The following is a 16944-nucleotide window of genomic DNA, read 5'->3' as shown; positions in this document are numbered from 1 at the left end:
TCACGTTCATCAATACAATTCAGTGCCTAAAAGAAGAATGCCATGATGCTGCTCAACCAACGTCCCGAACACAACCAGCCGTTGGTCGCTGCCGACGCCGAAGCCCTCGGCATGGCGGGCGCCGAGCGGGCCGGGCATTATCTCAAGGCGCGCGACAACCATGTCGAAACACCGCTGCACGCCTTGCCGGCGCTGGCCGGTGAGCTCGGTATCGCCGCCCTGCATGTCAAGGATGAGGGCCAGCGCCTTGGCCTCGGCAGCTTCAAGGCGTTGGGCGGTGCCTATGCCGTCATCCGGTTGGTGCTGGAGGAGGCCGGCAAGCGCCTCGGTCGCGACGTCGATGTCGCCGAGATCGGCGACGCAAAAGTGCGCCAGATCGCCTCGGGGATGATCTTCGTCTGCGCTACAGACGGCAACCATGGCCGGTCGGTGGCGCAGGGCGCCGGCCTGGTCGGCGCGCGTTCGGTGATCTTCGTCCATGCCGGCGTAAGCCGCGAGCGTGTCGAGGCCATCGCCCGCCTCGGCGCCGAGATCGTAGAGGTCGAGGGCGGCTACGATCATGCGGTGCGCGAAGTCGCCCGGGTCGGCGCCGAGCGCGGCTGGAAGATCGTCTCCAACACGTCCTGGCCGGGCTATGAACGCATCCCGGGCCTTGTCATGCAGGGCTATACGGTGATCGTGCGCGAGGCATTGCGGCATCTGGCCGAGCCGCCCACCCATGTCTTCCTGCAGGCCGGCGTCGGTGGCCTCGCGGCTGCGATTGCAGGTCATCTGGCGATCCTGCTTGGCTTGAAGCGGCCGAAAACCGTGGTCGTCGAGCCAACGCGCTCGGCTTGTATCTATGCCTCGGCGGAGGCCGGACGTCCGGCGACGATCCCGCATCGGGGATCGACCGTCATGACGATGCTGGAATGCGCCGAGCCGTCCTTGATCGCCTGGCGTGTGCTTTCGCGCGTCGGCGATGCCTTCATGACGGTCGAGGAAGAAGACGCGGTCGCGGTGATGAACCGGCTGGCGCGGCCCAAGGGCAATGATGCCGCCATCGTTGCCGGCGAGAGCGGTGGGGCGGGGCTTGCCGGATTGATCCGCGCCGCGGGCGACATAGGCATGCGGGCGGCGCTCGGTCTCGACGCCGCGTCCCGCGTGCTCATCATCAACTCCGAAGGCGCGACCGACCCCGACCGCTACGCCGAGCTGGTTGGCATGGCGCCGCAAGACATTGCGCTGCAGACTGCCTGACAAGGAAGCCGCTTATGACCGATCTGGACGGCTTGCATCGCGAGATGACCGCATGGCGGCGCGATCTCCACGCCCACCCCGAATTCGGCTTCGAGGAGAAGCGCACGTCTGCCTTCGTGGCTGATAAACTCCGTGCTTTCGGGCTGGAGGTCGCCGAGGGTGTCGGCGGCACCGGCGTCGTCGGCACCTTGACCCGGGGCAGCGGCAACCGTGCGATCGCGCTGCGCGCCGACATGGACGCGCTGCGCATCGCCGAGCAGGGCACCGCGCCCTGGCGCTCGCGGACGCCCGGCACCATGCATGCCTGCGGCCATGACGGCCACACCGCGATGCTGCTCGGCGCCGCCAGGCTGCTCGCCGACGAAGGCGGGTTCGACGGCACCGTGCGCTTCATCTTCCAGCCGGCCGAGGAATGGGGCAGGGGGCGCTCGCCATGCTCGACGACGGCCTGCTCGAGCGCTTCCCCTTCGAGGAGATTTTTGGCCTGCACAACATGCCGGGCCTGCCTGTCGGCCATTTCGAGACGCGGAGCGGCCCGGTCATGTCGGCCGAGGACAATTTCGAGATCGTGCTGAAAGGCCTTGGCGGCCACGCGGCGCGGCCGCATGCCGGCCGCGAGACGCTGGTCGCCGCCTGCGCGCTGGTGGTCAACCTGCAGGCGATCGTCTCACGCCGCCTGAGCCCCGCCGACATCGGCGTCGTCTCGGTCACCGAGCTCATCACCGATGGCACCCGCAACGCGCTGCCCGGCATGGCCCGCATTCTCGGCGATTGCCGCAGTTTCCGGCCGCAGGTGAGTGCTGCGATCGAAGCGGAGATGCGCCGCATCGCCGAGGGCACCGCGCAGGCCTATAATGTCGATGCCGAGATCACTTACACGCGCGAGTTCGTGCCGTTGCTCAACGACGCTGGACTTGTCGAGGAGGCATTCGCGGCAGCCGGGACCGTGCTGGCCGACGATGCCGTTGGCATCGCGGCGGAGCCGATGACCGCCTCGGAGGATTTCGCCCGCTTCCTGGACCATGTCCCCGGCTGCTTCGTCTTCCTCGGCAACGGCGACACCGCGCCGCTGCACAACCCGGCCTATGATTTCAACGACGCAGGCCTGCTGCACGGCGCGCGGTTCCACGCGGCGGTGGTGAGAAGGCGGCTTGGTAATCTCCCCCTTGAGGGGAGATGGCCGCGAAGCGGCCAGAGGGGGTCCTAGCGCGTAGAACGCCGACGCCCGCTGTAGAAAGACGCTGGCGCTCTACGCGAGGCGACCCCCTCTGTCGCCTTCGGCGACATCTCCCCCTCAAGGGAGGAGATCAGCAGCTCCGCCGGTAACTCTTTCTTCTCTCGTTTCGGGCAGAATTGCGCTCCAGGGGGAGAAGACAAACAGGGCATGGCGGACGACAAGACACGCAAGGCGGAGTTCTGGGCACTGGCGCTTGACCGTGCTCATCTGGGCCTCTGGGACTGGAATCTATCGACCGGCGATTGTTACTACTCGCCGACTTGGTCGAAGATGCTGGGCTATGCCGAGGGCGACCTTGCCAATACGCCCGACCTCTGGCTCAACCTCGCCCATCCCGACGACCGCGAGGGCGCGATCGCCAGCGGCGACCGCCACATTGCCGGGCTGACCCCGTCCATCGAAACCGAGCTCAGGCTACGCCACAAGGACGGCCATTGGGTCTGGGTGCTCGACCGGGGCGGCGTCGTCGAGCGCGATACCGAGGGCAGGCCGTTGCGGATGATGGGCGTGCAGACCGACATCACCCGGCAGAAAGAGGCGGAAGCTGCGCTCGAGCAGATCAATGTCCGCTTTCGCCTGGCGCTCGCCGCCAGTGGCACCGGCATTTGGCACTATGACGTCGGCACCAACAAGAGTTATTGGGACGCTCGCACCCGCGAGATTTTCGGCTACACTGCCGACAGCGACGAGGTTTCGGCCGATCTCTGGCACACTTTCCTGCACCCGGACGAAAAGGAAGTCACCGAGCGCGCTCACCGGATGTCCCTGGACAGCGACAGCGTCGTTGCCGTCCAGTATCGCATCGTCCGCCGCGACGGCGAGGCTCGCCATATCGAGTCGCTGGTTCGCTTTATCGCCAGCGTCGGCTCGGCTGGACAGTTCCTTGGCACCGTGCGCGACATCACCGAAGAGAAGCAGCGCGCCGAGGAACTGGCCTACGCCGCGAACCATGACGCGCTGACCGGGCTGCTCAACCGCGCGGCCTTCGACCGGCTGCTTGCCGAAAACATCGCCATGGCGGAGCGGCTGCCGCTGGCCGTCTTCTATGTCGACCTCGACTACTTCAAGGCGTTGAACGACTATGCCGGCCATGCCGCCGGCGACCTGGCGCTTAAAAGCGTCGCGGCCGGCATCGTCGCCAGCCTGCCGGCGTCCGCGCATGCCGCGCGGCTTGGCGGCGACGAGTTCGCGCTTCTGGTGCCGAATTGCGACGACGCCTGCGTCGAGCGCCTTGCCCGCGCCGTGCTTGCCGCGGTGCGCGATGCCGATCTCGGCTCCGCGGTCACCTCGCGCAGGCTGGCCGCCAGCATTGGCATCGCCTTCGTGCGCGATCGCACCATGGCGGTGGCCGACGCGCTCGCCTGCGCCGACGATGCCTGCTACGCCGCCAAGGCCGGCGGGCGCGACCGCTTCGCCGTATTCTCGCCCGAGACGGCCTCGGGCGCTGGCGGCCTCAACGCCGCGCGGCTTGCGGCCGACCTGGTCGACGCCATGGAGGACGGCCGGCTGAAACTCTTCGGCCAGGAGATCCATCGCCTCGGCCTGCCCTGGGAAGACAGCCGCCATGTCGAGGTGCTGGCGAGGCTTGAGGCGCGCAACGGCAAGATGATCCCGCCGGGCGACTTCATGCCGGTGGCCGAACGCTTCGGCCTTGCCGCAAGGCTAGACCGCTGGATCATCCGCACGGCGCTCACCCGCCATGGCGAGGCGATGCACTCGGGCGCCATCTCACTCGGCTTCAACCTGTCGGCGCAGACATTGTCGGACCCGCAGCTGTGGGATTTCGCCGATCAGGCCATCGCCGACACCGGCGCGCCGCCTTCGGCAATCGGCTTCGAGATCACCGAGACCGCCGCCGTCACCAATTTCACCGCGGCCGCGGACTTCGTGCGCAAGGCGCGCGAACGCCACTGCCGCGTCAGCCTCGATGATTTCGGCGCCGGCATGAGCTCGTTCGAATATCTCAGGCGCTTCCCCATCGACGCCATCAAGATCGACGGCTCCTTCATCGAGCATATCGCCGAGAGCCGCTTCGACCGCGAGATCGTCTCGGCGATCGCCGGCATCGCCCGATCGATGGGCGCGGCGGTGGTGGCCGAGAAGATCGAGGAAAAGAGCGCGCTGGAGATCCTGCAAGGCATGGGCGTCGCCTATGGCCAGGGCTATTTGCTGCACCGGCCCGAACCGCTGGAAGCGATCGTGGCGCGGGCGACGGGTGGCGCTGGGGAGATGCGGGTGGGCTGATACAGCCGATTTCCCCACAAGGGGAGATTGGCAGCCGTCAATGATGCGCGTGGCCTTCATTGCGCTTGCGCGTCGCCGCTGCCTTCTTTGCCGAAGCAGAGCGCTTCGCCGCCGGGCGATCGGCGGACGCCTTGCCGCCCATCCTGCCGCCCTTGTGCGCGGCCGGATTGCCGGTGTGCTCGCCGCGGCCCGAGCCGCCTTCCTTCTTGCCGCCGCCATCGTCCTTGTTGACGGTCGCCCAGGCGCGCCGCTCGGCTTCCTTGTCGGAAACGCCGCGCTTCTCGTAGCCTTCGGCGATGTGGTCGGCCTTGCGTTCCTGTTTGTCGGTGTATTTCGATTTGTCACCACGTGGCATTTTTCTTCTCCTTGGGTATCGCAGATCAATCAGCCCTGCTTGCGCAGCTTCGCCGCCTTCTTGCGGCGCAGCACTTCGTCGGTGCCGACGATGTCCCTGGCGCTGCCGCTGATGGCGGTGGAGACGACCGCCGGCGGGTCGCTTGCCGGAAAACTATCTTCCAGGCCGGACTGCAACTGTTCTTCCAGCGTGTCCGGATTCTCCGAACGGCCCTCGGCGCGGCGGCCTTCGATTTCTTCCATGTCGTGCTTGGCGTTGGGATGCGCGCGAACGTTGCGCAATGTCGACACCACAAGCTCGATGGCGAATTCCTTCATCGCTTCCGCATGTGGCGCGGCGACATCGGTCTGCTCGATCAGATCGATCAGAGACCGTTCGAGCTTGTCCAGTTCCTTGATCCCCTTGGAACGCGCCAGCTTCTCGGCCAGCGCGTTCATCAACAAGGAGCGAAGGTGGAATAGGCATGCATGCGCGCCTCGTCGACGCGTTCGGGGTGAAGTGTGTGCAGCGACATCGGTGCCTCCATCGAAACATCTTGCCAAGCCGGTGCGACCAAGCCTCATGCCGGACGCTTCAAAGGCAACTGGGGGGCAGGCAAGAGGTTCCATCAGTTGGAGGAACCCGGGCTCCGTCCGACATCCGGTAAGCGGACCGGTCGGACTAAAGTCCGAACTCGTGGAGCATAGGGCCGAGGGCTGCAACCAAAGCCAGGTTGGCGAATTGTTGAGCGGCCGGCGAGAACCCCTTCGTCGTCGGCTATTTCTGGGTGCCCGCCGATTCCCCAGTGCCATTCTCGGCGGGCACCCAATCAGCCCCCGCGATTGACTTCGGAGCGAGACGTTTCTTGACCTCTATCTCACCAAAGCCTGCCCGGCACGATGCCGCGAGCCTTCCCGCCAACGACAATCAACCAGACAGCCGCGCCGATCTGTCGTTCATCGACCTCATCAACAGCGATGATGAGGTCGCAGAGATCGCCAGGCGCGCGGAACGTCTTGGCCATATAGTGCTGGTGGTGATCGCGCTTTGCCTCATCGGGGCGCCGGCGCTGTATCTGGCCTCGCTCTACCCCTAGATAGCTGGCCGGCAAAGAAGTCGCCGAGTACCCTGGCCGTTTCAGCCGGTAATTCTTCGGGAAAGAAATGCCCGCCGGGCATCGCCTCGCCGCGGACATCGTCGGCCCAGTTCCGCCACAGGCCGAGCGGCCCGCCTTCGCCCGCGTACCATTCGGCCAGCGCGCCTTGACCGCTCCATAGCGAAAGCAGCGGGCAGGCGATGCGGCAGCCAGCGTTGCGGTCGGCATGGTCGTGCTCACGGTCGAGCGAGGCGGCGGCGCGGTATTCCTCGCAGATCGCATGGATATGGGCTGGGTCGCGCAGCGCCTCGACATAGGCCTGCCGGACCGCGGCCGGGAAAGCTAGCGGAGACGAGCCCCAGCCGCCCAGCGCATTGTCGACGATCGCCTCGGCGGCTGCTGCCAGGATCGCCTCCGGCAGCGGCTCGGGCTGGGCCAGCAGCGACCACGGCCAATAACCGAGCGCCAACCTGGCATCGGCACGATCCCAGACATCGGCGGTTGGAACGATGTCGAGCACGGCAAGTCTGTCGACACGATCCGGATGGTCGAGCGCCAGCCGGTAGGCGACGCGCCCGCCGCGGTCATGGCCGGCGAGATGGAAGCGGTAAAAACCGAGCCTCTCCATCAGCCGTACCAGATCGACCGCCATGGCGCGCTTGGCGTAGGGGGCATGGTCGGCAGCCGATGCCGGGCAGGAGCTTTGACCGTAGCCGCGCAGATCGGCGCAGACGACGGTGAAATCCGCCGCCAGCCTCGGCGCCGCGTCGCGCCACATCAGATGTGTCTGCGGAAAGCCGTGCAGCAAAAGCAGCGCCGGCCCGCCGCCGGCGCGCCGGATGAAAATCCGCGCCTCGCCGGTGTCGACTTCGGCGCTCTCGAAACCCTCGAACATCGGGACAAAACGGCTGGCGCTCACGATGGTTGCCTGGCCGTGGCCGGCAGCTCTTGGCTGCTTAGCTCCAGGCCGAATCCAGGGTCAGAGACGCCTCGAAGACCTCGCGCTTTTCGTCGCGCACCTTCACGGTGATCTTCAGGCTTTTGCCGACCGGCATCTCGTCGCGGGCAACGTCGTGCAGGATGCGCAACGCCTCCATGCCGGCGCGCTCGCGGTCGGCAAACAGCTGGCCTTCGCTGTCGTGCTGGATGTGTTCGGTGTTGTAAAGGTCGAAGTAGAAGCGTTGCATCGTCACCCGGCGATTTCGGGTTCAAATTCATATCGGCGCTTATGGTTCCAGGTGGCTGACCCTGAAAAGAAATCTGCCGCCTCGGGAACCGTTGCCGTGGCGGCTGCCTGCAATCACCCCGATCTTGCAACGTTAGTGCGCCTGCAGGACAGGAACGAGCCGCTGAGCAATCCAGGAAAACTGTGAAGCGGTCGGGCTCGGCGGCTTCGCCGTAGTTTTCTGTCCGGAATTGCGTGAAGACAAGGCTGTCAATTGCCCCGCGAGCCCTTGCCGTCCCGCCACAGCCGGTCGAGCATAGTCAGCGCCGCGCTCGGGCTTGCCGGTTTCAGCAGGCCCTGCTGCGCGGCGGCCTTCTTGAAGGCGGCGAAGGCGATCGCCGGCCGGCATATCCCCGCCATCGCGTCGTCCACCAGGCGCGCCGCTTCGCGATAGGCAGGCGACTCCTTGTTCTTCCATGTGCCTGCAAGCGCCTTCTTCGCGTCGGCGATGGTCGTCACCACCATCGTGCCGCCGCTGACGAAGCGAATGGTGAGCGGTAGGAAACGGCTCATACTCACCATCCGAGCCATTCGCGCGTGCGCCAGGCGAGGCCGACAAAAGGCGCGGCGGTGACCATCGCGGCTGCGAGGACGAGAAGCGGGCTGTTCATGCGAAAAGATTTCATCGGGCGCCACAAACGTTGAAGGTCGCGGTAAACGGCAACGTCGCCATTCAGTTGCATCCGGCCGATATGGCCGCAGCGCTGCATGTTGCTCGCCGGCCGGATCGGCGGCGCCGGCCTGTATGGCGCGGTCGCGGCCGCAATGGCATGTCGGCGAGCGAGGCGCGGATCGGCCTGACGGGGATCGGTGGTGCGGCGGCGCGCCGACGCGGCAAGGCGGCCGAGAGCGTGTCGATCAGACTGCGGATTTCCATGGGACTCCTCCTCGAGAGTCCCCCAATGCGCAAAGGCCTACCACTGCGGCGCGCCGCGCGCATTTAACTTTGATGTAGCCCAAGTCCAAACCGCGCCCGAAACCGCGCGTGACGGGCGAGGGGCCAACCTTTTGCGCCGGCATGCGTTGTCCCCAAAAAGGAGATGACGATGGCAACCAGCATTCGAGCGAAATCAGACGCCTCATCAAACACCGCAAAGTCAGCGCGCAGGCAGCGCGGCGTCCAGCGCAAGGTCGATGCCACCGACCGCCGCAAGCCGAAGCCGAAATCGCCTGACGCCATGCAGGCGGGCGCGCGCGATTATCCGGTGCCGCCATTCCCGAAGCAGCACCATGCCAAACCCGGCGCGGAATGGGCGGTCGAGCCGCCGCCGCTTTACGACGCGCCGTTCTGGCAGGGATCGGGCAAGCTCGCCGGCAAGGTAGCGCTGATCACCGGCGGCGACTCCGGCATCGGCCGCGCGGTGGCCGTGCTGTTCGCGCGTGAAGGCGCCGACGTCGCTATCGTCTATCTGAGCGAGGATCGCGACGCCGAGGTAACGATGGAAGCGATCGGGGCCGAGGGTAGGCGCTGCATCGCGCTGCGCGGCGACGTCGCCAGGCGCGCCTTCTGCCGCAAGGCGGTCGAGCAGACGGTGATGGCTTTCGGCGGCCTCGACGTTCTGGTCAACAACGCCGCCTTCCAGGTGCATTCGGCCGATTTCGCAGACCTTACCGAAGCGCATTTCGATACGACGCTGAAGACCAATCTCTACGGTTATTTCCATATGGCGCAGGAGGCCGTGCCGCACATGAAGCCAGGCTCGGCGATCGTCAACACCGGCTCGGTCACCGGCATCGACGGCTCGAAGGAGCTGATCGACTATTCGATGACCAAGGGCGGCATCCACGCCTTCACCCGGGCGCTGTCCGGCAACCTGATCGGCAAAGGCATCCGCGTCAACGCGGTCGCGCCGGGTCCGGTGTGGACACCGCTCAATCCGTCCGAGAAGAAGGCCGAGGATGTCTCGCAGTTCGGCGCCAAAACGCCGATGAAGCGGCCGGCTCAGCCGGAGGAGATCGCGCCGGCCTACGTGTTTTTAGCTTCGCCACAATGCTCCAGCTACATCACCGGCGAAATCCTGCCGATCATCGGGGGCTACTAGGAGGATCCCATGAAGAAAGCTCTTTTCACGGCGGCCATGCTCCTCATCTCGGCGCTGCCGGCCGCGGCCCAGAGCACTGACCAGCCGAAGGCTCCGCAGGACTGCCAGGCCATGCCCGAAAGCGATAATAGCGGCAATGGAGCGCAGAAGCAGGATGGCCAGCAGAACGACAATCTCTCCAGCAGCCTGGAGCCTTGCGGCGGTGTGCTGAAACCGCCGCCGACCGGTGACAAGAACGCCGCCCAGCCGCCGGACAACGGCAGCCAGATGCCGGTGATCAAACCGGGCCAGGTGCCGCCGCAGACCTCGAAATAGCCGCTACCTCGCGGCGGAGCTTCGAACATTGAACTGTCGGCTCGCGCTAAAGTTCTATGTTCGATGGCGGACTCGGGAAGGCAAGACTTCCGAGGCCATTTTGACGAGACCTTGAAGACCATGCTTCACGAAGCAGCCAAGATCGCCGAACAGGCCCATCGCGGGCAGAAAGACAAAACAGGCAGGCCCTATATCGAACATATCCGGCGCGTTGCCGAGGCCGTTGAAACGCTGGATGAGAAAACTGTCGCCTACCTGCATGACGTGGTCGAGAAAGGCGAGGGCTGGACGCTTGCCCGGCTCGAAGCAGCGGGCTTTGGCGTCGGCATCGTCGCCGCGGTCGACGCTTTGACAAGACGACTCGACGAGAGCGAGCAGGGGTTTATCTGCCGGGCGGGATCGGATCCCTTGGCGCGGCCGGTCAAGCTGGCCGACCTCAAGGACAATCTCTGGCAGGCGCATCAGGCAGGGCTTTCCCCGGCAAAATACGAGACCGGCCTCTACCTTCTTGGAATGACCGCCCACGCCTAGAGCCTTCGCCCCGGGATGGTGCCGCTTCCATGCGCGCGGCCGGACGGCGGGTTGAAATCCTGGGCGTGGGAAGTACTACGCCGGAATCCCTTGCCTCAGGAAAAATTAAACGCTATATACTGGATGTCGATCTTGTTGAACGAACGTTGTTTATGCGCCTTGGCGCCACTGACGATCTTCCCTCTCAATTTCGAAGAAGCCGACGCTTGGCACCTTGCTGGGCTCGGATAATTTGCGTCGATTTGAAAAGGAGATCGCAATGACTACTGGAACCGTGAAGTTCTTCAACGCCACCAAAGGCTTTGGTTTTATCGAGCAGGGCAATGGCCAGCCGGACGTTTTCGTCCACATCTCGGCCGTCGAGCGCGCTGGAATGCGCTCCCTTGTCGAAGGCCAGAAGGTAACCTTCGACGTGGTGAAGGATTCCCGCAGCGGCAAGAGCGCCGCCGAGAACCTGCAGGCAGCCTGATCACAGCACCTCAGGGTCGTTGACCACGGATGTACTGGCATTGGCCGCAGAGGCATATTGGAGAAGGTCGGGCTTGCCCCGGCCTTTTTTGATTGAGAGCAATTCCAGGAAAAGTGTGACGCGGTTTTCCGTCAGGAATTGCGTCAGACTAGGAGCAATTCCAGGAAAAGTGTGACGCGGTTTTCCGTCAGGAATTGCGTCAGACAAGGAGAAAAGAAAAATGAAGTCCATCCCGGATACCGGGCTGTTCAAGCCGGTCCCGTCCAGAACGGAAGCTAAGACCGACGCCACGACCCGCGTCGCGCGGCAGATCGTCGACCTGGAAGCAACAGCACGGATCGCCAAGACGGAACGCTTGCGCGCCGCCAGGCTGGCGCAGGAAGCCGACGCGCCGGTGGTTGCGCCGAAGAAGCCGGCTCCGAAGCGTCAGAAGAAGAAGGCTTGAGCGCCGCATCGGCTCGGCCTAACGAAGCCCGACAGCAGCGTCCGGCTATTCCCGATCCAACTGCAGCAGATCGCCGGCCCTATCACCGCCGGGCGTACGCCGACCCAGCATTTTGTCCAGATCGTTGCGGTTGTCGCGGCCATCCAGACCAGGCAGTTCGAGCGCGGTCAGGGCCTGCTCGTCGAACTCCACCGCCGCGCCGTAGAGTTGGGCCACTTGCAGGACCAGTTCCTCCAGGTCCTCACGGGCGATGTTTTCTTCAAGATTTTCCACTCGTATCTGCTCGGCCACCTGGACCAGGTTGACGATGCTACTGGTCCGCATGGCGGCCTGGACACTGCAATGCGCATCGTTGCGCAGCTTCTTGGAATATCTTGCATTCACGGAAAACCCTCCCTTCGCGGACGGTTTGTCCCTCTGGTGCGTTGGTGCTCCCAAAACCCACTCATGGCAATACACAAACGTTAAAAATAAGAGATAAATCAGTTAGTTAGCATACAACAGCAAATGTGGTTTTGAAGCCTCCTTAGCAGCGTTGGCGTGCGCCTCTTTTGATGTATCGTCCCTTCTTGACCGATTATGAGCCGAAACCTAACTATAGGTGGAACGAGGTGCTTACTCATTCATGGTATTTGGATGGTCATGAGGAGGCGGACGTGGCTGAGCTTGAACGGCTTCAGCGGTTGCAGATCATGCTGACCGATGACGAACTTGCGGCATTGGAGAACTGGCGCTTTGAAAAACGCATGCCGAGCCGTTCGGCGGCCGTGCGGGAACTCTTGCGGCGCGGCTTGGCGGCGGAAGGTTTCCTGACCGCCGAGACCCGCACGAAATCGCAGGATTTCGGTGTGCTGTCGCCGCTGTCGGAACTTCATGGCGAAGCGAAACACTTCGACGGCGATTGACGATTGCCTTTGTGCATGGCCGCGCTAGTTCGAAGTCATGAAGAATAGCGGGGGCGCGTCACGCCAGGATTCCAACGCCGATGCGCGCCTGGCTGCGATCGTCGATTCGTCGTTCGATGCCATTATCAGCAAGGATCTGGACAGCGTCATCACCAGCTGGAACCAGGCCGCCGAGCGCATGTTCGGTTACAGTGCCGATGAGGCGGTCGGTCAATCCATCCTGATGCTTATCCCAGCCCATTTGCAGGGTGAGGAGACCGAGATCATCGCCAGGGTCCGCGGCGGCGAGCGCGTGGCAAGTTTCGAAACCACACGCCAGCGCAAGGACGGCACGCTGATTGCCGTATCGCTCACGGTTTCGCCGATCAGGAGCCCCAATGGCGAGATCGTCGGCGCTTCCAAGATCGCCCGCGACATTTCAGGCGCCAAGGAAAGCGAGCGGCGCATCCGGCTGTTGATGCGCGAGGTCAACCACCGCGTGAAGAACCAGTTCGCGGTGATCCTGTCGATGGTCCGCGAAACCAGCAAGCGTTCCGCCCATCCCGGCGAGTTCGAGGAGCTGATCCGCTCACGCATCATGGCGCTGTCGCGCTCGCACGACCTTCTGGTCACCTCGGAATGGGCCGGCGCCAGCCTGTTCGACCTCATCCAGGAACATCTGAAACCCTTTGGCCATGAGGAGCGGATCTCATTGTCCGGCCCGCTTCTGACGCTGCAGTCGAACGCCGTGCAGAATCTCGGCATGGCCTTCCACGAGCTTGGCACCAATTCGTCCAAATACGGCGCGCTGGCGGCCGATGGCGGCCGCGTTGAAATCACCTGGAAGGTCGCGACCGGCCCGGAAGCGCAGCGGCGCTTCCATCTTCTGTGGCACGAGACATCCGGCGCGATTGGAACCGCGCCCAGGACAACAGAGCGCAAGGGTTTTGGCACGGTGGTGCTGCAGCGGGTGGCGCCGCAGTCGCTCAGCGGTTCCTCAAGCCTCGAACGCTCGCCCGGCGTTGTGAAGTGGACGCTCGACGCGCCGCTCGAGGCAATCGTCATGCCGCAGCTCGGCACCGAGAACGGAAGCGATTTCAACGGTTGAGGCTGCGCGGCCGGCACTCCCCTTGCAGCTCCATAAAAGTGTATTACATCAATTGACAGTGCGTGCCTGATAGCACGCCAAGGCAGTTGCTTTGGTCAAGCTTCATCGATGGAGGTTGTCATGGCAAGCAAACTGATGGAAGAAAGAAAGAGCAAGGACTGGGTCACTCTTGTCCTCGCGATCTGCCTGCTCATCTCTCCCTGGGTCATCGGATTCACCGCGGCAATGGTGCCCGCTTGGAACGCCTGGATTGTCGGCGTTCTGCTCGGCGCCCTGGCCTTGGCAACGCTTTCGGTGTTCGCCGAATGGGAGGAATGGGTAAATATCGTCCTCGGGCTCTGGCTGGTCGTCTCGCCCTGGCTGCTGCGCTTCGCGGCTGACAGGAATGTAATGATCACGCATGTCGTCCTCGGCGTGCTCGTGATCGCGGCGTCGGCCTGGGCTGTCTGGGACGTTCGCCACCCGCACGCGCATGCGTGAGCGGTGAAAGACCGGGAGCCCGCCGCGCAAGCGGCGAGCTCCTTTGACGTCTGGGCATCGGGCTGAACGGCGGTTGCGGCGGCTGCTGCAACCGGAAAGCTTTTCGTGCATTCTTGGGAATGACCTCGATGCTCCACCCCGACACGCCCGCCAAATGCTGCTCCTATTGCGGCGGTCGCGACCATGATTTCGAGGACTGCCCGAAGCGCAAGGCCGACGCCGAGAAAGAGCAGGAGAGGGTGGCCGAGTCGGTTGCGCCTGCGGTCGAAGCTCGGATCTATCGACCAGTGCAATCCGTCTTGCGGTTCCGGCAGGACCGATGCCGCCCGCGCACCCCCGTCGCGACTTAATAAACCGGTTCGACGCCGGTTCTTCGACCATCCCAGAAAAAGTCAGGGCTCGGGTGCGGTGCGTGTGCGGCTGGCAGAGCAGAGGGGCGCTGTTTCCAGTTGCTCGCTCGCCTCATCCCCTCAGCGCGCGCGCCGCCGCCTCGGCGAACGAGATGTCGCCCTTGATCTCGCGCATTGCCATCGACGTCACCGTGCGGCGCACGCCGGGCAGGCGGCTGAGCTCCTCGCGCAGCATGCGATCGAGCGCCATCATGTCGACGGTGATGATCTGCAACAGATAGTCGGCCTCGCCGGTCGTGGCGTAGCAGCGGCGGATCAGCGGGTGTTTCTGCACCGCCGCTTCGAAGGCGTCCGAGACCTCGAAGTCGATCGACACCTGGATGAAAGCCTCGATGCCGAAGCCGATCCTGGCCGGATCGATACGCGTGGAATATCCACGGATGACGCCGGCTTCCTCCAGCGCCTTGACCCGTTTCCAGCACGGCGTCTTGCTCAAGCCGACCGTCTCGGCTAGGTCTCCGAAGGAGATCTGCGCGTCCCGCTCCAGCGCAGCGACGATCCGGCGGTCGATGGCATCAAGCATGCTTCGTTCTCCTGGATCGGCGCAATCGGCGACGATCGTCCTTCAATTTCCGCTATCTGGATAACAGAAAGGAACAATGTTCAAGCGCAAAACGCTATCCTTGGGTCATATCGGCAGGCGCGAGGAGAACGGCATTGGAAACGCATATGAGCAGGCAGGACTACCACGCCCGCATCGAGGCGCCGGAGATGCGCGACTACGGCGTCTACCTGAAATGCGATCAGCTGCTGACCTGCCAGAAGCCGTTGGCCGAGATGGCCAACGCCGACGAATTGCAGTTCCAGATCGTCCACCAGGTCGAGGAATTGTGGATGAAGCTTATCGCCTACACGCTGGTCGATGTCCTGGATTATCTCGACAGGCAGGACACGCACCGCATCGTCACGCTGATGGGCCGCGTCCATAGGCTGATGCGCATGATGACGGCGCAGCTCGATCTCCTGGAGACCATGTCGCCCAAGGAATACCAGCAGATCCGCCTGCAGCTCGGCAATGGCAGCGGCCAGGAATCGCCGGGCTTCAAGCTCATCCTGCGCATGCCGCCGGACCTGTGGCGGGCCTTCAAGGCCGCCTATCTCGACGGTCGCGGGCTGACGGTCGAGGACATCTACGATACCCATTACGACCATGGCGACGCCTATGTCGTGGCCGAGGCGCTGATCGAGTTCGACGAGCTGTTCCAGAAATTCCGCGCCAACCACCTCTATCTCATCCACCGTTCGATCGGCCTTGGCTCGAAGTCGCTGAAAGGCCGTCCGGTCGAGATGCTGGAAGGCGGCGCCCGCCACCGCTTCTTCCCCGAGCTCTGGGACATCCGCTGCGACATGACCGACCGCTGGGGCGCCGCCTACGGCACCGTGCGCGATTCCATCAGCCATCCGCAGGTGAAGGCGGGGTAGAGGAGGTTCTTCCTTCTCCCCTTGTGGGAGAAGGTGTCGCCGCAGGCGACGGATGAGGGGTGTTCCAGGAACGCCAACGCCTCACTCCGCTGGAACACCCCTCATCCGTCTCGGCGCTGGCGCGCCGATCCACCTTCTCCCACAAGGGGAGAAGGGAAGGGCGCTGCCGCCTCCGCCAATAATTTTCCCACCCCCTGTCGGAATCTCCACCCTCCACCCGTCCTTGGGGCATCAACCAACACCCTGGAGGGACATCATGGAAACGCAATCGACCTGGCAGACCGCCGCTATCCTCATCGCCCGCCTGATCTTCGCCGCCATTTTCGCCCTGGGCGTCGCCTTCAAGTTCATGGATATGGGCGCTACCGCCGGCTACATCGCCGCCGCCGGCTTTCCGTTCCCGCTGTTCCTGGCATGGTGCGCGGCCATCCTCGAAACGCTGCTGGTCATCTCCTTCTTGACCGGCGCTTTCATGACGCCGCTGGCGCTGATCGGCGCGGTCTACGTCGTCTTCCTCGGCTTTGCCTTCCACGGCCCATCGCACTGGGCCTCGAACCAGGCCGAGTTCGGCGCCTTCATGTCGCATTTCCCGTTCGCCGCCGGCCTGCTTTACGCCGCCGCGCATGGCCCGGGCAGCGTGCTGGCGCTCAAGCAGGGCTGGCCGGGCAGGGCGTGAGCATTGCCTTCTCCCCGTTCACGGGGAGAAGGTGCCCGCAGGGGCGGATGAGGGGCTGCGCTGACCTATGAGATCGGGTCTACAGCTTTCGCTCACAGCTGATCGTTATACGGCTCCTTCATCTGCCCGACCATGCGGGCAAGCTTCGAGAAGGATGGAATGTCGGCTTCGGGCTGGCACTGGTTGGCAAGCTCCAGCAGACGGATCGGGAAATTGACGGCGTCGCGGCTCGACGCCGACATGCCGACTGAGCGCTCCTCGCCGGTTTCGCTGGCCTCGGCCTTGCGCAGCGCGATGTCGATCTCCTCGACGGTGACCACGCCTTTCCTGACCAGCACGTGATTGATCGCGGCGACGGCCATCAGCAGGCCTTCGAGCTGAAGATTGGCGACGTTCATGGTTTTTCTCCCCATTGGCTGGGGTGAAACGCGCGAGCGCTGTTTCCGATCCGGGGCGCGGGCCGGAACGTTACGGGGTCCGAGGGTGCCGCCCGCTACGCCTCCATCCAGCGCTGGCCGTATTCGGCCCAGAGCCGGCTGATCTCGCGGCTGCCGAGCGCCGGCGTCTGGCGGTCGCCATAGGAGATGAGGACGGCGCTCAGATCGTATTGGCCGTCGGCCTGGACGATGAAGCGGATCGCCTCGCCGAGCGGCCTTGAATGAAACACCGGATCGGCCTGGCCCCGGCCGAGGCTGCGAACGCCCGAAATGCCTGCAGGCGCATGCCGCATCCGAAAGACGGATGCCATGGCAGGTTTGTCCATGCCGCTCTCCGCGATTCTTTCACG

General features: G+C 64.2%; 24 protein-coding genes and 1 pseudogene. 13 read left to right on the top strand and 12 right to left on the bottom strand.

Annotation, left to right across the window (positions count from 1 at the left end; translation table 11 throughout):
- Positions 1–42 precede the first annotated feature (42 nt).
- The 3 genes and pseudogenes from ACVDG8_RS03845 to ACVDG8_RS03835 all read left to right on the top strand — a co-directional run bounded on the left by ACVDG8_RS03845 (position 43) and on the right by ACVDG8_RS03835 (position 4720).
- Positions 43–1239 carry a diaminopropionate ammonia-lyase gene (locus tag ACVDG8_RS03845; protein ID WP_447253509.1) on the top strand — a complete coding sequence of 399 codons (1197 nt, stop codon included), beginning with the start codon at positions 43–45 and terminating at the stop codon, positions 1237–1239.
- 14 nt (positions 1240–1253) lie between these two features.
- Positions 1254–2446, top strand: a pseudogene (locus ACVDG8_RS03840) (M20 aminoacylase family protein).
- Positions 2447–2623: 177 nt separating this feature from the next.
- Positions 2624–4720, top strand: a complete 2097-nt coding sequence (locus tag ACVDG8_RS03835) for an EAL domain-containing protein (RefSeq protein WP_447253507.1) — start codon at positions 2624–2626, stop codon at positions 4718–4720.
- A gap of 37 nt (positions 4721–4757) precedes the next feature.
- On the opposite strand, the gene ACVDG8_RS03830 is transcribed toward ACVDG8_RS03835, so the two are convergent.
- The 7 genes from ACVDG8_RS03830 to ACVDG8_RS03800 form a co-directional block, all read right to left on the bottom strand.
- On the bottom strand, positions 4758–5075 hold the full coding sequence (locus ACVDG8_RS03830; protein ID WP_447253506.1) for a plasmid stabilization protein: 318 nt from the start codon (positions 5073–5075) through the stop codon (positions 4758–4760).
- 29 nt (positions 5076–5104) lie between these two features.
- Positions 5105–5512 (bottom strand): hypothetical protein, encoded by a 408-nt coding sequence (locus tag ACVDG8_RS03825; RefSeq protein WP_455707540.1) that lies wholly within the window; start codon positions 5510–5512, stop codon positions 5105–5107.
- A 419-nt stretch (positions 5513–5931) separates the two neighbouring features.
- Positions 5932–6078: a hypothetical protein gene (locus ACVDG8_RS03820; protein WP_447253504.1), complete on the bottom strand. Its 147-nt coding sequence runs from the start codon at positions 6076–6078 to the stop codon at positions 5932–5934.
- A 28-nt stretch (positions 6079–6106) separates the two neighbouring features.
- Positions 6107–7045, bottom strand: coding sequence for an alpha/beta fold hydrolase (locus tag ACVDG8_RS03815; protein ID WP_447257217.1), 939 nt, complete (start codon positions 7043–7045; stop codon positions 6107–6109).
- A 61-nt stretch (positions 7046–7106) separates the two neighbouring features.
- Entirely contained in the window at positions 7107–7337 is a 231-nt protein-coding gene (locus tag ACVDG8_RS03810) for a DUF6894 family protein (RefSeq protein ID WP_447257216.1), read from the bottom strand.
- Positions 7338–7585: 248 nt separating this feature from the next.
- On the bottom strand, positions 7586–7888 hold the full coding sequence (locus ACVDG8_RS03805) for a DUF982 domain-containing protein (protein ID WP_447253503.1): 303 nt from the start codon (positions 7886–7888) through the stop codon (positions 7586–7588).
- Between the two features lie 2 nt (positions 7889–7890).
- Positions 7891–8085: a hypothetical protein gene (locus tag ACVDG8_RS03800; protein WP_447253502.1), complete on the bottom strand. Its 195-nt coding sequence runs from the start codon at positions 8083–8085 to the stop codon at positions 7891–7893.
- A gap of 330 nt (positions 8086–8415) precedes the next feature.
- On the opposite strand from ACVDG8_RS03800, the gene ACVDG8_RS03795 reads away from it, so the two are divergent.
- The 4 genes from ACVDG8_RS03795 to ACVDG8_RS03780 all read left to right on the top strand — a co-directional run bounded on the left by ACVDG8_RS03795 (position 8416) and on the right by ACVDG8_RS03780 (position 10732).
- Positions 8416–9417 carry an SDR family oxidoreductase gene (locus ACVDG8_RS03795; protein WP_447253501.1) on the top strand — a complete coding sequence of 334 codons (1002 nt, stop codon included), beginning with the start codon at positions 8416–8418 and terminating at the stop codon, positions 9415–9417.
- 9 nt (positions 9418–9426) lie between these two features.
- Complete coding sequence (locus ACVDG8_RS03790; protein WP_447253500.1) at positions 9427–9732, top strand: hypothetical protein; 306 nt, start codon at positions 9427–9429, stop codon at positions 9730–9732.
- A 120-nt stretch (positions 9733–9852) separates the two neighbouring features.
- Positions 9853–10263 carry an HD domain-containing protein gene (locus tag ACVDG8_RS03785; protein ID WP_447253499.1) on the top strand — a complete coding sequence of 137 codons (411 nt, stop codon included), beginning with the start codon at positions 9853–9855 and terminating at the stop codon, positions 10261–10263.
- A gap of 259 nt (positions 10264–10522) precedes the next feature.
- Complete coding sequence (locus ACVDG8_RS03780; RefSeq protein WP_371009772.1) at positions 10523–10732, top strand: cold-shock protein; 210 nt, start codon at positions 10523–10525, stop codon at positions 10730–10732.
- Here ACVDG8_RS03780 and ACVDG8_RS03775 read toward each other — a convergent pair whose 3' ends face one another.
- Positions 10733–10963 carry a hypothetical protein gene (locus ACVDG8_RS03775; protein ID WP_447253498.1) on the bottom strand — a complete coding sequence of 77 codons (231 nt, stop codon included), beginning with the start codon at positions 10961–10963 and terminating at the stop codon, positions 10733–10735.
- On the opposite strand from ACVDG8_RS03775, the gene ACVDG8_RS03770 reads away from it, so the two are divergent.
- On the top strand, positions 10953–11177 hold the full coding sequence (locus tag ACVDG8_RS03770) for a hypothetical protein (RefSeq protein ID WP_447253497.1): 225 nt from the start codon (positions 10953–10955) through the stop codon (positions 11175–11177). The genes ACVDG8_RS03775 and ACVDG8_RS03770 overlap by 11 nt on opposite strands.
- A gap of 45 nt (positions 11178–11222) precedes the next feature.
- Here the strand turns inward: ACVDG8_RS03770 and ACVDG8_RS03765 are convergent, their stop codons facing one another.
- On the bottom strand, positions 11223–11561 hold the full coding sequence (locus tag ACVDG8_RS03765) for a hypothetical protein (protein ID WP_447253496.1): 339 nt from the start codon (positions 11559–11561) through the stop codon (positions 11223–11225).
- A gap of 272 nt (positions 11562–11833) precedes the next feature.
- Between ACVDG8_RS03765 and ACVDG8_RS03760 the strand changes: the two genes are divergently transcribed.
- The 3 genes from ACVDG8_RS03760 (at position 11834) to ACVDG8_RS03750 (ending at position 13649) form a co-directional block, all read left to right on the top strand.
- On the top strand, positions 11834–12082 hold the full coding sequence (locus ACVDG8_RS03760; protein WP_447257215.1) for a hypothetical protein: 249 nt from the start codon (positions 11834–11836) through the stop codon (positions 12080–12082).
- Positions 12083–12119: 37 nt separating this feature from the next.
- Positions 12120–13169, top strand: coding sequence for a sensor histidine kinase (locus ACVDG8_RS03755; RefSeq protein ID WP_447253495.1), 1050 nt, complete (start codon positions 12120–12122; stop codon positions 13167–13169).
- A 120-nt stretch (positions 13170–13289) separates the two neighbouring features.
- On the top strand, positions 13290–13649 hold the full coding sequence (locus tag ACVDG8_RS03750; RefSeq protein ID WP_447253494.1) for an SPW repeat protein: 360 nt from the start codon (positions 13290–13292) through the stop codon (positions 13647–13649).
- A 462-nt stretch (positions 13650–14111) separates the two neighbouring features.
- Here the strand turns inward: ACVDG8_RS03750 and ACVDG8_RS03745 are convergent, their stop codons facing one another.
- A complete protein-coding gene (locus ACVDG8_RS03745) occupies positions 14112–14582 on the bottom strand; it encodes an Lrp/AsnC family transcriptional regulator (protein WP_455707539.1) in 471 nt (156 codons plus the stop codon).
- A 146-nt stretch (positions 14583–14728) separates the two neighbouring features.
- Between ACVDG8_RS03745 and ACVDG8_RS03740 the strand changes: the two genes are divergently transcribed.
- Both ACVDG8_RS03740 and ACVDG8_RS03735 read left to right on the top strand, forming a co-directional pair.
- Positions 14729–15481, top strand: coding sequence for a tryptophan 2,3-dioxygenase family protein (locus tag ACVDG8_RS03740; protein WP_447253492.1), 753 nt, complete (start codon positions 14729–14731; stop codon positions 15479–15481).
- A 256-nt stretch (positions 15482–15737) separates the two neighbouring features.
- Positions 15738–16157 carry a DoxX family protein gene (locus ACVDG8_RS03735; RefSeq protein ID WP_447253491.1) on the top strand — a complete coding sequence of 140 codons (420 nt, stop codon included), beginning with the start codon at positions 15738–15740 and terminating at the stop codon, positions 16155–16157.
- 92 nt (positions 16158–16249) lie between these two features.
- On the opposite strand, the gene ACVDG8_RS03730 is transcribed toward ACVDG8_RS03735, so the two are convergent.
- On the bottom strand, positions 16250–16555 hold the full coding sequence (locus ACVDG8_RS03730) for a hypothetical protein (RefSeq protein ID WP_447253490.1): 306 nt from the start codon (positions 16553–16555) through the stop codon (positions 16250–16252).
- A 95-nt stretch (positions 16556–16650) separates the two neighbouring features.
- Positions 16651–16920 (bottom strand): hypothetical protein, encoded by a 270-nt coding sequence (locus tag ACVDG8_RS03725; RefSeq protein WP_447253489.1) that lies wholly within the window; start codon positions 16918–16920, stop codon positions 16651–16653.
- Positions 16921–16944 lie beyond the last annotated feature (24 nt).

The organism is Mesorhizobium sp. ORM8.1 (assembly GCF_053005525.2).
The sequence above is the reverse complement of the archived record's forward strand: the minus strand, read 5'-3'. Positions and strand labels throughout refer to the sequence as shown.

What these genes read in the sequence shown, in the direction of transcription:
- ACVDG8_RS03845 (WP_447253509.1), top strand. Translation starts at nt 43, where the DNA reads ATGATGCTGCTCAACCAACGTCCCGAACACAACCAGCCGTTGGTCGCT.
- ACVDG8_RS03835 (WP_447253507.1), top strand. Translation starts at nt 2,624, where the DNA reads ATGGCGGACGACAAGACACGCAAGGCGGAGTTCTGGGCACTGGCGCTT.
- ACVDG8_RS03830 (WP_447253506.1), bottom strand. Translation starts at nt 5,075, where the DNA reads ATGCCACGTGGTGACAAATCGAAATACACCGACAAACAGGAACGCAAG.
- ACVDG8_RS03825 (WP_455707540.1), bottom strand. Translation starts at nt 5,512, where the DNA reads ATGAACGCGCTGGCCGAGAAGCTGGCGCGTTCCAAGGGGATCAAGGAA.
- ACVDG8_RS03820 (WP_447253504.1), bottom strand. Translation starts at nt 6,078, where the DNA reads ATGGCCAAGACGTTCCGCGCGCCTGGCGATCTCTGCGACCTCATCATC.
- ACVDG8_RS03815 (WP_447257217.1), bottom strand. Translation starts at nt 7,045, where the DNA reads ATGTTCGAGGGTTTCGAGAGCGCCGAAGTCGACACCGGCGAGGCGCGG.
- ACVDG8_RS03810 (WP_447257216.1), bottom strand. Translation starts at nt 7,337, where the DNA reads ATGCAACGCTTCTACTTCGACCTTTACAACACCGAACACATCCAGCAC.
- ACVDG8_RS03805 (WP_447253503.1), bottom strand. Translation starts at nt 7,888, where the DNA reads ATGAGCCGTTTCCTACCGCTCACCATTCGCTTCGTCAGCGGCGGCACG.
- ACVDG8_RS03800 (WP_447253502.1), bottom strand. Translation starts at nt 8,085, where the DNA reads ATGCAGCGCTGCGGCCATATCGGCCGGATGCAACTGAATGGCGACGTT.
- ACVDG8_RS03795 (WP_447253501.1), top strand. Translation starts at nt 8,416, where the DNA reads ATGACGATGGCAACCAGCATTCGAGCGAAATCAGACGCCTCATCAAAC.
- ACVDG8_RS03790 (WP_447253500.1), top strand. Translation starts at nt 9,427, where the DNA reads ATGAAGAAAGCTCTTTTCACGGCGGCCATGCTCCTCATCTCGGCGCTG.
- ACVDG8_RS03785 (WP_447253499.1), top strand. Translation starts at nt 9,853, where the DNA reads ATGCTTCACGAAGCAGCCAAGATCGCCGAACAGGCCCATCGCGGGCAG.
- ACVDG8_RS03780 (WP_371009772.1), top strand. Translation starts at nt 10,523, where the DNA reads ATGACTACTGGAACCGTGAAGTTCTTCAACGCCACCAAAGGCTTTGGT.
- ACVDG8_RS03770 (WP_447253497.1), top strand. Translation starts at nt 10,953, where the DNA reads ATGAAGTCCATCCCGGATACCGGGCTGTTCAAGCCGGTCCCGTCCAGA.
- ACVDG8_RS03775 (WP_447253498.1), bottom strand. Translation starts at nt 10,963, where the DNA reads ATGGACTTCATTTTTCTTTTCTCCTTGTCTGACGCAATTCCTGACGGA.
- ACVDG8_RS03755 (WP_447253495.1), top strand. Translation starts at nt 12,120, where the DNA reads ATGAAGAATAGCGGGGGCGCGTCACGCCAGGATTCCAACGCCGATGCG.
- ACVDG8_RS03750 (WP_447253494.1), top strand. Translation starts at nt 13,290, where the DNA reads ATGGCAAGCAAACTGATGGAAGAAAGAAAGAGCAAGGACTGGGTCACT.
- ACVDG8_RS03745 (WP_455707539.1), bottom strand. Translation starts at nt 14,582, where the DNA reads ATGCTTGATGCCATCGACCGCCGGATCGTCGCTGCGCTGGAGCGGGAC.
- ACVDG8_RS03740 (WP_447253492.1), top strand. Translation starts at nt 14,729, where the DNA reads ATGAGCAGGCAGGACTACCACGCCCGCATCGAGGCGCCGGAGATGCGC.
- ACVDG8_RS03735 (WP_447253491.1), top strand. Translation starts at nt 15,738, where the DNA reads ATGGAAACGCAATCGACCTGGCAGACCGCCGCTATCCTCATCGCCCGC.
- ACVDG8_RS03730 (WP_447253490.1), bottom strand. Translation starts at nt 16,555, where the DNA reads ATGAACGTCGCCAATCTTCAGCTCGAAGGCCTGCTGATGGCCGTCGCC.
- ACVDG8_RS03725 (WP_447253489.1), bottom strand. Translation starts at nt 16,920, where the DNA reads ATGGACAAACCTGCCATGGCATCCGTCTTTCGGATGCGGCATGCGCCT.